The sequence below is a fragment of the Methylobacterium sp. V23 genome (assembly GCF_002917135.1).
Lineage (GTDB): Bacteria > Pseudomonadota > Alphaproteobacteria > Rhizobiales > Beijerinckiaceae > Methylobacterium.
In genome coordinates this window covers 519380-531905 of sequence record NZ_PDHT01000001.1, presented here as the reverse complement: position 1 = coordinate 531905, position 12526 = coordinate 519380, and the positions used below count along the sequence as shown (strand labels likewise).

The window sequence follows — 12526 nt, the reverse complement described above, 5'->3', positions numbered from 1 at the left end:
TCGCCCACCTGCCCATGGATGTCCCCGCGCGTGATCGCTTCGTCTGCTGCCGGATCGTCCGACGATCCGGGTTCCCTGTCGTTTCGCACCAGCGACCGTCTGCTGGCGCTCATCGAACGGACCCTGCAGGCGACGCGCTGGCGCCTTGTCTTCCCGGACGAACTCGAAAGCCGTTTCGAGGCGGAGACCGGACGCCGGCGGGTTCGCCACCTGCGGCGCACCACCCTCATCGGCCTCGCGGTCTTCCACCTCTATGCCTGGGCCGCCTTCGTCACCACGCCCGACGTCGCGACGCTGAACCTGGCCCTGCGGTTCGCCGTGATGACGCCGCTCGCGATCGGGATCTTCGTGGCCCTCAGCCGGGTGAGCGCCCGCACCCGGGAGGCCCTGTGCGGCCTCGGCGTCCTCGCGGCGGCGGCGATTCCGGTGGTCACGCTGTGGCTCGGCCACGGACCCAACGTCGCCCACGCGACCACGGCGATCTGGCTGACGGTCATCTTCGCCAACATCTCCCTGGCGCTCCGGTTCAACTGGGCCTGCATCGTGTCCGGGATGACGGCCCTCGCCGGTGGCCTCGCCCTCGCCGCCCACCCGGAGATCGCCCCGGACCTCGCGGGCCTGGCCCGGCTGGATATGCTGATCGGCACCGCCTTCAGCCTCGGGGCCGCGCATAAGATCGAGAGCGCCAACCGGCGCAACTACCTCTACACGTTGCGGGAATCCTTGCGGGCGCAGCAGCTCGTGGTCGCCAATGCACGCCTGACCCGCCTCTCGACCACCGATCCGCTGACGGGCCTGGCCAATCGGAGGGCCTTCTCGCAGCGTCTCGATGCCCTGTGGCAGGCCTCGCGCACCGGCGATCCGTTCGCGCTGATGCTCGTGGATGTCGACCACTTCAAACGCTTCAACGACCATTACGGACACGGGGCCGGCGACGCGTGCCTGTGCGAGATCTCGCGCCTGTTGACCGCCCGCGTCTGCGGCAGCGCCGATCTCGTGTCGCGCTACGGCGGCGAGGAGTTCGCCTTGCTGCTGCCAGGCCTCGACAGCGCGGCGGCCATCGTCCTGGCCGAGCGGGTCCGCCAATCGTTGAACGCCCTGGCCCTGCCGCATGCCGGGCGCGGCGACGGCCTGGATCACGTCACCGTCAGCGTCGGCGTTGCGGCGACCCCCGGCGGCGCGGTGACGGCGGCGGCGCTGGTCGAGGCCGCCGATGCGGCGCTCTACCGGGCGAAGTCGGCCGGGCGCAACCGCACCGGATGCGAGGGGGCCGCGCGCCGCGCGGAGATCGGGCCGGGCCGCGAGGCCGAGCCGGCCCTGGCCGCTTGGCCGGCCGGAGAGACACCGGCCCGGCGACGCTCGGCCTGAGCGCCGCCGGACCGGAAGCGAATCTCAATCGACCACGCGCGCGGTCGGACGATCGTTGCCCTGGGCGGTCTCGTCGTGCCAGGCGCCCTTGCTGTCCTGGTAGCGGATGCCCTCCGTCGAGCCCGGAACCTGTTGCTCGGCCGCGGCGGCCTGGGCCGCCTGCAGGGCCTCGTCGTGGCTCGGATAGGTCTCGGAGAATACGTCGCCGACCTTGTAGGCGAAGCCGCCATCGTGCTCGACGATGCGATAGGTGATCTCGGACATCGGCTTTCCTTCCCGTTCCGCGCGCCCACGCCGGTGCGAGCGCAGCATACGGGAGGGCGAACACGGGGCGGTTCGGGAGGTTCCGCTCAGTGCCGGGTCGGGTTCGCCCAGGACAGGTTGGGAAGCGCCGCCTCGCAGCCCGCGATCAGCGACCCGCGCACGTCGGTCGGATCGTAGCCCGGCCCATCGGGAAACCCGATCGCGTGGGTGGTTTCGCTGTCGGCACGGCGGATATGGGCGACCCAGCCCTCCGGCGCCCGTTCGAAGGCGATTTCGAAGACGGTGCCCGCCTGCTTGAACCGGTGCGGCTTCATCATCCCGTTCCTCGATCCATCCCGCGGCCGCCCGAGCCCTCAATGATTCCGGTGCGGCCTCTCGCGGGATGTGGGGGTTTGCGGTATCGGGGCAAGGATCGGGGCAAGAGAGTCCGCCCCCCGGGAACACGCATGCGCCGCCTTCTCCTCACTCTCCTCCTCACAGTGCTGGGCGGGAGCCAGGGCGCCCGAGCAGAGTTCAGCCTGTTCGGCAGCGCCGATCGCACGCCGGCCAATCCCTTCGCCTCGAATTACGCCTCGCCGCCGGTGCGCGGGACCCCGGAGCGGGCACGGCGCATCCGCCGCGCACCACCGCCGTCGGGGTCCCTTCGCCCGCCGCGAGACGTTCCGCACTGAAAGCGTCAGGCAGCCGGCAGGGCATTGGCGATCGCGGTGACGATGCGCGGATCGTTGGGCTCGACCGAGGACGGAAAGGCGCCGATCAGGCTGCCGTCGCGGTCCACCAGGTACTTGTGGAAGTTCCAGCCCGGCGTGCTGCCGGGCTTCTCGGCGGCGGCCCAACGATAGAACGGGTGCGCGCTCGGACCCCGGACATGGGTCTTGGCGGTGACCGGGAAGGTCACACCATGGTTCTTGCGCGCGGCCTCCGCGATGGCGACGCCGTCCAGCGGTTCCTGGTTGCCGAAATCGGGCGACGGCACCGCGATGACGGTGAGGCCGCGGTCACCGAAGCGGGTCCACAGGCCCTGCAGCCCCGTGAATTGCCCGGCATAGCCGCAGGCCGTGGCCGTATTGACCACCAGGATGGGCCGGCCCGCATACGCCGCGAGCGGCAGGGTGCCGCCCTCCGGCTTCTCGAACGCGAAGGCGCCCGCCTTCGTGGCATCGGCCAGGGCGGGGCGGACACCGCAGACGAGGGCCGCGCCGAGCAGCGCAAGGGCGTGACGGCGTGGCAGCGGCGCGAGCCGGACGTCGGGCAGCAGGACATTCGACATGGTGCGGCACCCCGTGGCGGGCGCGCGGACCGGTTCCGCTGCCCCTCTGCTGGGGAAACTAAGGCCCGCGCCGCGTTCGTCCATTCACCATGCCGTATCGCGGGAACCTTTGGCGGAAGCTTGAACTTGAGCGTGAGCCATCACGGCCCCCTCGTTCGACCTTCGGCTCGACCTTTCGAAAGACTTCGCCCATGCGCAGCCTGTTGCTCGGCACGACTCTCCTCGCTGCCAGCGCCACCCTCGCCCTCGCTCAGTCGCCGGATGCCAACGCGCCCGCCGCCGCGTCGGCGCCGGTCCAGGCCGCCCCCGCGACCCTCGCCAACGACCTGCGCCCCACCTTCGTGGTGCAGAACAAGAGCGACATGGTCACGTCGAAGCTCGTCGGCCTGACCATCCAGAATGCCGCCAACGAGACCATCGGCGAGATCGCCGACGTGGTGCTCGACGAGAAGAATACGGTGAAGTCCTGGGTGGTCGGCGTCGGCGGCTTCCTCGGTCTCGGCACGAAGTACGTCGCCATCGACCCGAGCGCCATGAAGCTCGTCCGCGTCGACGACGCCACCCTGAAGGCGACGATCGACACCAACAAGGACCAGCTCCGCGCCGCGCCGGAATACGTCTATCTCGGCAAGGCCAAGCCGAACGCCGATACCAAGCCGAACGCCGATACCAACGCGACGCGCACGGATACGAAGACGAATACCGAGCCGAAGCCGATGGACGCCCCCAAGGCGCAGTGATCCGGTCGGGATCGATGAAACGGGAGCCTTCGCATCCACGCGAGGGCTTTCTTCGTTTCCGGGCAGTCCAGGTCTGAGACGCACCAGACCGTCAGAAAACCGTCACGTCGTTCGGGTATCCGGCTCGCCAAGCGGAGCCGACGGCACCACGGCGCGATCCCGAGAGGCAGATTTCTGAAAGGCGATCCGCGCGGCGAGGGCGGATGAGATCAGGCAGGGCTGCGGAGAGCGTCCCGCACCGTGCTGGCGACATTGTCGATGCGCCGGACCGCGATCAGGCCGTCGCGGTCGTCGGGAAACTGGGCGTCGAACAACTCTTCGAGCCACTGCGTCGGGTCGTCTTCGCTCGCCAGCGATTCGAGGTCGCTGGCGAAGACGATGCGGAGGTCCGGACGCAGCGCACGGGCTTCCAAGGCGAGCTTCTGGCAGCAGAGCTTGCCCTGCAAACTCACGTCGGTGACGAGAACATCGACGGGAAGACCGAGAGCCAGGACTGTCATCGCGTCGATGCCGCAATCCACCGTGGTGGCCGCGAAGCCGGCTCGTCGGATCTGCGATGTCACCTCGTCGCGCCAATGCTTCTGGCGACCGGCGATCAGGACCTGAACGCCGTAGGCGCCACCCGGCGAAGTCAGTCGTTCCATAGTCGAGACTCCCCCCTCGCGCCTGGACATCCGTGCCGACCACCTCGGAAACTGTGCGTCGCAGCATGCTATGTCACGTTCGCTCGTACAGACAAGCCCCCATTCCGTCCAAGTCGATGAGTTTGGGGCGCCCCCTCCGTCCAACGCCTCGAATGCTCGACCCCGGGGCAGCGCCGTCGCAGCCCGAATGCTGCACCGCAGCATTCGGGCCCGTCTTCACGCCGATCCCTAAGACAAGTCCCTGATCTGGCAACGCTCACGGGCGGCGCGTCCGATGCGACAGACGGATGACGGTGGTCGTGGTTGACGGGCATGGCGCCCGCGGGGCAACACCGGCCTCGCCGCGCGCCCGAGACGGCCGCAGAGATCCGGAGCCCTCGTCCATGTCGTCTGCCAAGAGCCCCCCTGTCTCGCCGCTGGCGCCCCAGACGCAACCGCAGCTGCCGGCGATTCGCGGCGTCGGACTCGCGACCGCGCAGGCGGGCATCCGCTATTCCGGGCGGACGGACGTGCTCTACGTCGCGCTCGCCGCGGGCACGCAGGCTGCCGGCGTCTTCACCCGCTCGAAATGCCCCTCCGCCCCGGTGGACTGGTGCCGCGAGGCGCTGGGCAGTGCGGGCGCCCGAGCCCTCGTGGTGAATTCCGGCAACGCCAATGCCTTCACGGGCCTGCGCGGGCGCGAGGCCGTGACGCTGACGGCCCGGATCGCCGCCGAGGCGGCACAGTGCCGGCCGGAAGAGATCTTCATCGCCTCGACCGGCGTGATCGGCGAGCCCCTCGATGCCACCAAGTTCGAGGGCGTGCTGGCCGACTGCGCCGGGCGGACCCAGGACGGCGCCGAGGCCTGGGCAGCGGCGGCCCAGGCGATCATGACCACCGACACCTTCCCGAAGCTCGCCACGCGTCAAGCCGCCATCGACGGCGTCACCGTCACCCTCAACGGCATCGCCAAGGGCGCGGGCATGATCGCTCCCGACATGGCGACGATGCTGAGCTTCGTGTTCACCGATGCCGCCCTGCCCCAGGGGGTGCTCCAGGCGCTCCTCTCCGCCGGCACGGCCACCAGCTTCAACTGCGTGACCGTCGACGGCGACACCTCCACCTCCGACACCCTGATGCTGTTCGCGACGGGCGCCGCCGGCAACGCCGCGGTGACCGATGCCGGCGATCCGCGCCTGTCCGCATTCCGCGCCGCCCTCGACGACCTCCTGGTCGAGCTGGCCCAGCTCGTCGCCCGGGATGGCGAGGGCGCCCGCAAATTCGTCACCGTGCGCGTCACGGGCGCGACCAGCGACGCCTCGGCCCATCGCATCGCCCTATCGATCGCGAATTCGCCCCTGGTGAAGACCGCCATCGCGGGCGAGGATGCCAACTGGGGCCGGGTGGTGATGGCGGTGGGCAAGGCCGGAGAGCCGGCCGACCGCGACCGCCTCGCGATCTGGTTCGGCGACGTGCGCGTCGCCCGCGAGGGCGCCCGCGATCCCGATTACAGCGAAGCGGCCGCGAGCGCCGTGATGCGCGAATCCGACGTCACCGTGCGGGTCGACCTCGGCCTCGGCGAGGGCAGCGGGCGCGTCTGGACCTGCGACCTGACCAAGCTCTACATCGAGATCAACGGGGATTACCGCTCGTGAGGCGCGCTGGCGCCGCCGTCCTCCTCGCCCTGTCGCTGCTGGGCCCCGGTGGCGAGGCACGGGCCGAGGACGCAGCGGGGACGGCCGAGGGCCGTATCAGCGTCGTCGGGCGCGCACGCTCCGAGGTGGCGCCGGACTTCGCCTCGGTGGAGATCGGCGTCGAGGTCAGGGGCGCAACCCCGGCCGCGGCCCTCGACGGTGCCAGCACCGCCGCCAAGGCGCTCCTGGCCCTGGCCGCCGAGTTCAAAGTGCCGGATGCGGATCTCGGCACCTCCGCCGTCACCCTGCAGCCGGTCACGCGCTCGGTTCGCCAGGCGGATGGATCCTTCACCGAGAAACCGGACGGCTACCGGGCCGCCAATACGGTGCGGGTGCGCCTCGCCGACATGGGCCGCCTCGGTGACCTGATGCGCCGGGCCCTCGACGGGGGCGCGAACCGCATCGACGGCGTCGGCTTCGGCCTGCGCGATCCCGACGCGGCCGAGAGCGCCGTGCGCAGCGCGGCGATGAAGGATGCCCGGCTCCAGGCCGAGCGGCTGGCCGAGGCCGCCGGCGTCACCCTCGGGCGGGTGGTGTCGATCCAGTCGCCGGCGACGGCCTCGGGTCCGCCGATCGCCTTCGCGGCGCCCGCGCCGATGCGCGCCAAGCGCGGCGGTGCTCCGGTGCCCCTGGTCGCCGGCACCATCGAGACGGCCGCCGATGTCGCCGCGACCTTCGCGATCGCCCCACGACCATGACCATGACGACGCCGGCGCCCCTGCGCATCCTCCTCGTCGTCGCCGTGGCGCTGGTCGACACCGATGGACGCGTGCTCCTCGCCCAACGCCCGCCCGGCAAGCAGCTCGCCGGACTCTGGGAATTTCCCGGCGGCAAGGTCGACCCGGGCGAGCGGCCGGAGGAGACCCTGATCCGCGAACTTGCCGAGGAGCTGGGCATCACCGTGCAGGAGGCCTGTCTCGCCCCCCTCACCTTCGCGAGCCACGCCTATCCGGATTTTCACCTGCTGATGCCGCTCTACATCTGCCGGCGCTGGGAAGGGCTGCCGCGCTCGATGGAGGGTCAGGCGCTGAAATGGGTGCGTCCACGCGATCTCAAGGATCAGCCGATGCCGCCGGCCGATGCCCCGCTGATCCCCTTTCTGCTGGATCTGCTCGGCCCCTGATCCAATTCTGAAGCGTCGATCCCGTCCGGCGCGACCTGTCCTGTCGGGAGAGGACTTGCTCGGTCGGGAAAGAAGTTGCCTCGGCCGGGAACGGAGTTGCCCCGTCGGGAGAGGGAGCGCAGTGCATGGCACGCAGGGCAGCGGCGAAACCGGCGGCGAAGGCGGCTTCCGTTCAGCCGCCCGTTGGGGACAAGTCGGCCGCCAGCAAACCCAAACGCGCCTCGCGCAAGACCACGCCGAGCCCCGAGACCCTGACGGCGCTCGGGCTGGAGCGCCTGATCGGCCTCGTCCTGTCCGAGACGGCGCGGAATCCGACCTTCAAGAAGCTGGTGACGGCGGCGGTGGCGAGCCTGCAGGGACCGGACGCCATCGCGGCGCTGATCGACCGGCGCCTCACCGCCCTGGAGCGGGGCCAGGGTTACATCGACTGGCAGAAGCAGCGGGCCTTCGCGGCCGACCTCGACGCCATGCTCACCACGGTGGTGACCGAGCTTGCCGCCCTGGACCCGCGGGCAGCCCTCGACCGGCTGATCCGCTTCCTCGGCGGAGCCGGCGACGTCCTTGGGCGTGCGGAGGATTCGAGCGGACGTCTCCACGGAGTCTATGAACGCGCGGCCGATGCGGCCGCCGCCCTGATCGTCGATCTCCCCGCGGAGGAGGCGGCAGGGGTCGCCACCGGGCTGGTGACCCGCCTCGGCGCCGACGGTCACGGCTTCGTCGAAGCCCTGATGCACGACCTGATCCCGCGGCTGCCCGAGGCGGCGCTGGCGCCCCTCGATGCGGCCCTGGCGGATGCCACACCCCCGGCCTCCGAAGGCCGGGCCGGCGGCCAGAAGGCCTGGGCCTCTCAGCTCGCCCGCAGCCGCCTCGTCCGCATGCGCCAGGCCCTCGCCGACCGGGCCGGCGATGTCGATGCCTTCATCGCCTTCGAGCAGGCGGTGTCGCCCGAGCAGCCGGACCGCGTGCGGATCGCCGAGCGACTGCTGGGGGCGAACCGGGCCCCCGAGGCGCTGGACTGGATCCGCCGCCCGCAGAAGCGCGGACCGGTGGTGGTCACCCGGGAGGCGCTGCTCACGGGGCATTTCGACCACGACGCCCCCGAGCGGGCCCGACAGGCCGTGGAGATCCGCATCCTCGACAGCCTCGGCCAGACGGAGGCCGCACAGACCCTGCGTTGGGAGGCCTTCGCGCGTCACCTCGATCCCGCGATGCTGCGGGCCTACCTCGCCAAGCTGCCCGACTTCGAGGACGACGAGGCACTGGCGCGCGCCTTCGACCAGGCGCAGGCCCACCCCGATCGCTACCGGGCGCTCGCCTTCTTCACCCACTGGCCGAATCCCACTCGTGCCGCGCGCCTGGTCATGGCCCATCGCGGCCGCTGGGACGGAAGCCGCTACGAGATCCTGGCGCCCGCCGCCGAGGCCCTGGAGCGGACGCAGCCGGAGGCGGCAGCCGAACTCTACCGCCTGCTCATCGATGCCATCCTGGAACACGGGCGCAGCGCCGCCTACGGCCACGCCGCCCGCTACCTCGAAGCCCTCGACGGCCTGACGGAAGATCCGGAGGCCTACCGCGGCACGCTGCGCCGGCTGCACGGGCGCAAGGCCGCGTTCTGGTCGCAGGTTCGGGATTGAAGGCCGAGCCTGCTCAATCCTGCTCGATCGGGTCGATCTTGTCGGGATAGAACGCGAGATGCCCGGCGATGGCCGCGACCGCCGGATAGGGCGCCTCGTAGCTCCAGACCGCGTCCGGCCGGGTCGCGTCCGGCGTCGTCAGCGTGAAGTAGCTGGCATCGCCCTTGTACGGGCATTGGCTGCGGCGGGTGCTCGGGCTGAAATGCGCCCAGCGGGCGTCGGCCCGCGGAATGTAGAACACCGGCGGGTAGTTGGCCTCGGTGAGCACCAGGGCGGACTCGGTCTCGGCGAGGAGCGTCCCGGCGAGCCGGAGACGCAACCGGCCCGGATGCGGCGCGATGGTGATCGGGTGGTCGGGTCCGGGCTCTTTCATGGGTCTTGTCCTTCGGGCTTGCGTTCGGTGGTGCCCAGGGCCTCGGCGAGGCGCGTCTGGGCGGTTCCGGGCTTCAGGGGCTTCTGCTGGCTCTCGTGCGGGGCCCAGCCAGAGAGCCAGAGGATCTCGAAACTGGCGCGCAGGCGCCCATCGGGATCGGCGAAGCGCTCGGCATAGAGGGCGGCGGCGCGCAGGAGCGTGTCGCGGCGCAGGGGGGTGCGACGCCGGTCGAGCAGGACATTGGTCAGACCCATGGCGCGCAGGTCGTGCATCAAGGCGAAGGGGTCGCGGTAGCGGACCGTGACGGTCTCGACATCGGTGACCGGCAGGGCGAACCCGGCCCGCTGCAGCAGGCTGCCCATCTCGCGGACCTCGGCAAAGGGGGCCACGCGCGGGCTGACGCCTCCCTCCACCTCGCTCTCCGCCTGCCCGAAGACCTGGCGCAGCTCGGTCAGGGTCCGGCCGCCGAGAAGGCAGCCGATGAACAGCCCGTCGGGACGCAGGGACCGGCGCAACTGCGCCAGGGTGCCGGGCAGGTCGTTGACGTGCTGCAGGGCGAGGAGCGAGACGGCGAGGTCGAACCGGGCCGGCGCCAGCGGCAGGGCCTCGAGGTCGGCCAGCACCGCACCGGCCTCCGCCCGGGGTGCCAGGCGGGTGACGCGTCCGACCCGGCCGGAGGCGCGCAGGCGCTCTGCGGCGAGGGCGGACGGGCTGCCGAGATCGACGGCCTCGGTGAAGGTCCGCAGCACGGCGCCGAGGCGGTCGTCGAGATCGTCGACGACCCGGCGCAGCAGGAAGTCGGCATAGCCGGCCCGGTGGGCCCGGGCGAGGCGGCGGCGGGCGAGGCCCGTATCGAACAACGGAGGGGCGGTCATCACGATCTAGATGGCGCGCCGACACCGCGGGCGCCAGCGGCAACCGGGACGGAACGTGAATCCGTCCCTCGCTGTTAAGGCCCAGCGATTCGACGACGAATCAAGGAGATCAGACACCATGAAGTCCATCTTGTTCGGCGCGGCCCTCACCCTCGCGGGGATCAGCCTTGCCACCACCGGGGCCGAGGCCAAGGGCTGCATCAAGGGCGCGCTCGTGGGCGGCGTTGCCGGCCACATGGCGGGCCATGGTGTGATGGGTGCCGCCGCGGGCTGCGCCGTCGGACGCCACCAGGCCAACAAGCGCGACCGCGAGCAGAACCAGGCGCAGCCGCAGCAGCCGGCGCGCTGAGAACAACCAGAGGTCGCAGATTGTTCACGCGGGTGGTAGGGTCGCCGTCATGGCTCCTGCTGCCCGCGCCGTCACCACAGGATTGCGGGCCGCCCTGCGCGGCGGCCTCGCACTCATCTATCCGCCGACCTGCCCGGGCTGCAGCGGTGCCATCGCCGATCCGCATGCCCTGTGCGCCCGCTGCTGGTCGGGGCTGCATCTGATCGCGCCGCCCTGCTGCGACCGCTTCGGGACGCCCTTCGCCGTCGATCACGGCACCGGTGTGCTGCTCTCTCCCCGCGCGATCGCCGATCCGCCGGTCTTCGCCCAGGCGCGGGCGGTGGCTCTGTACGAGGGCGTCGCCCGCGACCTCGTGCAAAGGCTGAAATACGAGGACCGTCTGGATCTCGGCCCCGTCCTCGCCGGGATGATGGCGGGTGCCGGCGCGGAGCTCCTCGCCCGCGCGGATTGCCTCGTGCCGGTCCCGCTCCACCGATGGCGCCTGTGGCGCCGCCGCTTCAATCAGGCCGCGCTCCTGGCGCGCCGGATCGGCCGGATCGCCGGGCGGCCTTCCGAGCCGGGCTACCTTGCGCGCGTGAAGGCGACCCGCCCGCAGGTGGGGCTGAGCCGGGTGGCCCGGGCGACGAACCTCCAGGGCGCCTTCCGGGTGCCGGAGGCGATGCGCCCCCGGCTGCAGGACCGGCGCATTCTCCTGATCGACGACGTCATGACCACCGGTGCCACGGCCAACGCCGCCGCGCGGGTACTCCTGCGCGGCGGTGCGGCAGCGGTGGATGTCCTGACCTTCGCGCTGGTGGCGGAGGAAATCGGCTGAGCGACGCGGTTCAGGCCGTCAGCGGATCGAGGCGGCCGGCCTCGGCAGCGGCCGGCGTGCCGGGCGTCAGCACCTTGCCGCGCGGACCGACCCAGGTGCCGACCCACTTGCGCTGCCACACCAGCAGGCAGACCAGCACCAGGGCGGCGAAGATGGCGTAGCCGACGAAGCCGAGGGCGAAGGAGCCGGTATACTGCTTCGACAGGCCCATCACGTTGGGCAGAATCGCGCCGCCGAGGGCCCCGACCTCGCCGATCATCGAGCCGGCCACCGCCGTGTTGGCGGGCCAGCGCAGGGGCACGAGCTGGAACAGGGCGCCGTTGCCGGCCCCGAGGGCGGCGAAGCACAGCATGAACAGGGCCGTGGTGAGCGCCAGGGAGGGCGAGGCCGTGAGGAGCAGGAACGAGCCGACCGCCGCGATCAGGACGACGGACAGCACCAGGATGCCGCCGATCCGGTCGGCGAAGTAGCCGCCGACGACGCGGATGCCCGAGCCCATCAGGGCCGCCAACATGGTCAACCGGCCCGCTTCGATCTTGGTGACGGCAAACTGCTCGTAGAAGAAGGTCGGCAGGAAGTTCGACAGGCCGATGAAGCCGCCGAAGGTGATGATGTAGATCAGGTTGAAGGCCCAGCCGTCCTTCTGGAACAGGCAGGAGACGTGCTCCTTGAAGGACTGGTGCTCGGCGTCCGGCGGCTCCTTGGCAAAGACGACCATGACGATGAGCGGGATCGCCATGACGCAGCCGGCAAAGCCGTAGACGGTCTGCCAGCCATAGGCCTGGGCCAGGGGCGGCGCGAACAGCACGGCGAGCACGGTGCCGGAATTGCCGGCGCCGGCGATGCCCATGGCCAGGCCCTTGTGCTCCTTCGGGAACCAGCCCGAGCCGAGGGACAGGGCGACGCCGAAGGAGGCCCCGGCGATGCCGAGGAGCACGCCCATGGCGAGCACCTCGTCGTAAGTGTTCACGTAGAAGAAGCCGAACGCCATCGCGATCATGATCAACGTCATCTCGGTGATGGCGGCGTTCTTGCGACCGATATACTGCGCCAGCACGCCGAGCGGGAAGCGCATGATCGCGCCGGCCAGGATCGGCAGCGAGATCATGAACCCGGTCTGGGCGGGGGTCAGCTTGTAGGTCTCGGTGATGAACGGGCCCATGGCGCCGTTGAGCACCCAGATCGCGAAACAGAAATCGAAGTAGAGGAAGGCGGCGAACAGGGTCGGGGGATGACCGGATTTCATCACGGTCTTGAAGCTGGCCATGGAGTGCGTCTCGAGGTTCGCGGCCGCGGCGCGGCCGTGCATGCCAAGGGATCCGGACTCACGCCGTCCGCATGCGGAGCGCCTTTGCTCCGCGCGTCGCCGAGCGGCGACGGATCGAGCCAAGCACCGAAC

At 70.8% G+C, this 12526-nt stretch carries 16 protein-coding genes; 9 read left to right on the top strand and 7 right to left on the bottom strand.

Annotation, left to right across the window (positions count from 1 at the left end):
• Positions 1-30: 30 nt before the first annotated feature.
• Positions 31-1368 carry a diguanylate cyclase gene (locus tag CRT23_RS02445; protein WP_181017234.1) on the top strand — a complete coding sequence of 446 codons (1338 nt, stop codon included), beginning with the start codon at positions 31-33 and terminating at the stop codon, positions 1366-1368.
• Between the two features lie 24 nt (positions 1369-1392).
• Here CRT23_RS02445 and CRT23_RS02440 read toward each other — a convergent pair whose 3' ends face one another.
• Together CRT23_RS02440 and CRT23_RS02435 are read right to left on the bottom strand one after the other, a co-directional pair.
• Positions 1393-1632 carry a hypothetical protein gene (locus CRT23_RS02440; protein ID WP_055947672.1) on the bottom strand — a complete coding sequence of 80 codons (240 nt, stop codon included), beginning with the start codon at positions 1630-1632 and terminating at the stop codon, positions 1393-1395.
• An 86-nt stretch (positions 1633-1718) separates the two neighbouring features.
• Positions 1719-1949 carry a hypothetical protein gene (locus CRT23_RS02435; protein ID WP_245435912.1) on the bottom strand — a complete coding sequence of 77 codons (231 nt, stop codon included), beginning with the start codon at positions 1947-1949 and terminating at the stop codon, positions 1719-1721.
• 129 nt (positions 1950-2078) lie between these two features.
• Here CRT23_RS02435 and CRT23_RS02430 point away from each other — a divergent pair, with 129 nt between their 5' ends.
• The gene (locus CRT23_RS02430; RefSeq protein ID WP_103708409.1) at positions 2079-2303 is read left to right on the top strand and encodes a hypothetical protein; all 225 of its coding nucleotides are present in this window, start codon (positions 2079-2081) and stop codon (positions 2301-2303) included.
• 5 nt (positions 2304-2308) lie between these two features.
• Here the strand turns inward: CRT23_RS02430 and CRT23_RS02425 are convergent, their stop codons facing one another.
• Entirely contained in the window at positions 2309-2902 is a 594-nt protein-coding gene (locus CRT23_RS02425) for a glutathione peroxidase (protein ID WP_103708408.1), read from the bottom strand.
• Positions 2903-3093: 191 nt separating this feature from the next.
• On the opposite strand from CRT23_RS02425, the gene CRT23_RS02420 reads away from it, so the two are divergent.
• Complete coding sequence (locus CRT23_RS02420) at positions 3094-3642, top strand: PRC-barrel domain-containing protein (RefSeq protein WP_103708407.1); 549 nt, start codon at positions 3094-3096, stop codon at positions 3640-3642.
• A 209-nt stretch (positions 3643-3851) separates the two neighbouring features.
• On the opposite strand, the gene CRT23_RS02415 is transcribed toward CRT23_RS02420, so the two are convergent.
• On the bottom strand, positions 3852-4286 hold the full coding sequence (locus CRT23_RS02415) for a histidine kinase (protein WP_103708406.1): 435 nt from the start codon (positions 4284-4286) through the stop codon (positions 3852-3854).
• Between the two features lie 383 nt (positions 4287-4669).
• Here CRT23_RS02415 and argJ point away from each other — a divergent pair, with 383 nt between their 5' ends.
• The 4 genes from argJ (at position 4670) to CRT23_RS02395 (ending at position 8716) form a co-directional block, all read left to right on the top strand.
• Positions 4670-5920 carry a bifunctional glutamate N-acetyltransferase/amino-acid acetyltransferase ArgJ gene (argJ, locus tag CRT23_RS02410; protein ID WP_103708405.1) on the top strand — a complete coding sequence of 417 codons (1251 nt, stop codon included), beginning with the start codon at positions 4670-4672 and terminating at the stop codon, positions 5918-5920.
• A gap of 29 nt (positions 5921-5949) precedes the next feature.
• Positions 5950-6657, top strand: coding sequence for an SIMPL domain-containing protein (locus CRT23_RS02405; protein WP_245435929.1), 708 nt, complete (start codon positions 5950-5952; stop codon positions 6655-6657).
• Between the two features lie 2 nt (positions 6658-6659).
• Complete coding sequence (gene mutT / locus CRT23_RS02400) at positions 6660-7082, top strand: 8-oxo-dGTP diphosphatase MutT (RefSeq protein WP_055947651.1); 423 nt, start codon at positions 6660-6662, stop codon at positions 7080-7082.
• A gap of 125 nt (positions 7083-7207) precedes the next feature.
• Positions 7208-8716: a DUF6880 family protein gene (locus CRT23_RS02395; protein WP_103708403.1), complete on the top strand. Its 1509-nt coding sequence runs from the start codon at positions 7208-7210 to the stop codon at positions 8714-8716.
• Between the two features lie 13 nt (positions 8717-8729).
• Here the strand turns inward: CRT23_RS02395 and CRT23_RS02390 are convergent, their stop codons facing one another.
• Both CRT23_RS02390 and CRT23_RS02385 read right to left on the bottom strand, forming a co-directional pair.
• Complete coding sequence (locus CRT23_RS02390; protein WP_103708402.1) at positions 8730-9089, bottom strand: DUF427 domain-containing protein; 360 nt, start codon at positions 9087-9089, stop codon at positions 8730-8732.
• Positions 9086-9967 carry a methyltransferase domain-containing protein gene (locus tag CRT23_RS02385; RefSeq protein ID WP_055947643.1) on the bottom strand — a complete coding sequence of 294 codons (882 nt, stop codon included), beginning with the start codon at positions 9965-9967 and terminating at the stop codon, positions 9086-9088. Before CRT23_RS02385 ends, CRT23_RS02390 begins: the two co-directional genes overlap by 4 nt.
• A gap of 115 nt (positions 9968-10082) precedes the next feature.
• Here CRT23_RS02385 and CRT23_RS02380 point away from each other — a divergent pair, with 115 nt between their 5' ends.
• Both CRT23_RS02380 and CRT23_RS02375 read left to right on the top strand, forming a co-directional pair.
• Positions 10083-10313: a hypothetical protein gene (locus CRT23_RS02380; protein ID WP_103708401.1), complete on the top strand. Its 231-nt coding sequence runs from the start codon at positions 10083-10085 to the stop codon at positions 10311-10313.
• Between the two features lie 49 nt (positions 10314-10362).
• A complete protein-coding gene (locus CRT23_RS02375) occupies positions 10363-11127 on the top strand; it encodes a ComF family protein (protein ID WP_103708400.1) in 765 nt (254 codons plus the stop codon).
• Positions 11128-11137: 10 nt separating this feature from the next.
• On the opposite strand, the gene CRT23_RS02370 is transcribed toward CRT23_RS02375, so the two are convergent.
• Complete coding sequence (locus tag CRT23_RS02370; RefSeq protein ID WP_103708567.1) at positions 11138-12394, bottom strand: MFS transporter; 1257 nt, start codon at positions 12392-12394, stop codon at positions 11138-11140.
• Between the last annotated feature and the right edge of the window lie 132 nt (positions 12395-12526).

What these genes read in the sequence shown, in the direction of transcription:
- CRT23_RS02440 (WP_055947672.1), bottom strand. Translation starts at nt 1,632, where the DNA reads ATGTCCGAGATCACCTATCGCATCGTCGAGCACGATGGCGGCTTCGCC.
- CRT23_RS02435 (WP_245435912.1), bottom strand. Translation starts at nt 1,949, where the DNA reads ATGATGAAGCCGCACCGGTTCAAGCAGGCGGGCACCGTCTTCGAAATC.
- CRT23_RS02430 (WP_103708409.1), top strand. Translation starts at nt 2,079, where the DNA reads ATGCGCCGCCTTCTCCTCACTCTCCTCCTCACAGTGCTGGGCGGGAGC.
- CRT23_RS02425 (WP_103708408.1), bottom strand. Translation starts at nt 2,902, where the DNA reads ATGTCGAATGTCCTGCTGCCCGACGTCCGGCTCGCGCCGCTGCCACGC.
- CRT23_RS02420 (WP_103708407.1), top strand. Translation starts at nt 3,094, where the DNA reads ATGCGCAGCCTGTTGCTCGGCACGACTCTCCTCGCTGCCAGCGCCACC.
- CRT23_RS02415 (WP_103708406.1), bottom strand. Translation starts at nt 4,286, where the DNA reads ATGGAACGACTGACTTCGCCGGGTGGCGCCTACGGCGTTCAGGTCCTG.
- argJ (WP_103708405.1), top strand. Translation starts at nt 4,670, where the DNA reads ATGTCGTCTGCCAAGAGCCCCCCTGTCTCGCCGCTGGCGCCCCAGACG.
- mutT (WP_055947651.1), top strand. Translation starts at nt 6,660, where the DNA reads ATGACGACGCCGGCGCCCCTGCGCATCCTCCTCGTCGTCGCCGTGGCG.
- CRT23_RS02395 (WP_103708403.1), top strand. Translation starts at nt 7,208, where the DNA reads ATGGCACGCAGGGCAGCGGCGAAACCGGCGGCGAAGGCGGCTTCCGTT.
- CRT23_RS02390 (WP_103708402.1), bottom strand. Translation starts at nt 9,089, where the DNA reads ATGAAAGAGCCCGGACCCGACCACCCGATCACCATCGCGCCGCATCCG.
- CRT23_RS02380 (WP_103708401.1), top strand. Translation starts at nt 10,083, where the DNA reads ATGAAGTCCATCTTGTTCGGCGCGGCCCTCACCCTCGCGGGGATCAGC.
- CRT23_RS02375 (WP_103708400.1), top strand. Translation starts at nt 10,363, where the DNA reads ATGGCTCCTGCTGCCCGCGCCGTCACCACAGGATTGCGGGCCGCCCTG.
- CRT23_RS02370 (WP_103708567.1), bottom strand. Translation starts at nt 12,394, where the DNA reads ATGGCCAGCTTCAAGACCGTGATGAAATCCGGTCATCCCCCGACCCTG.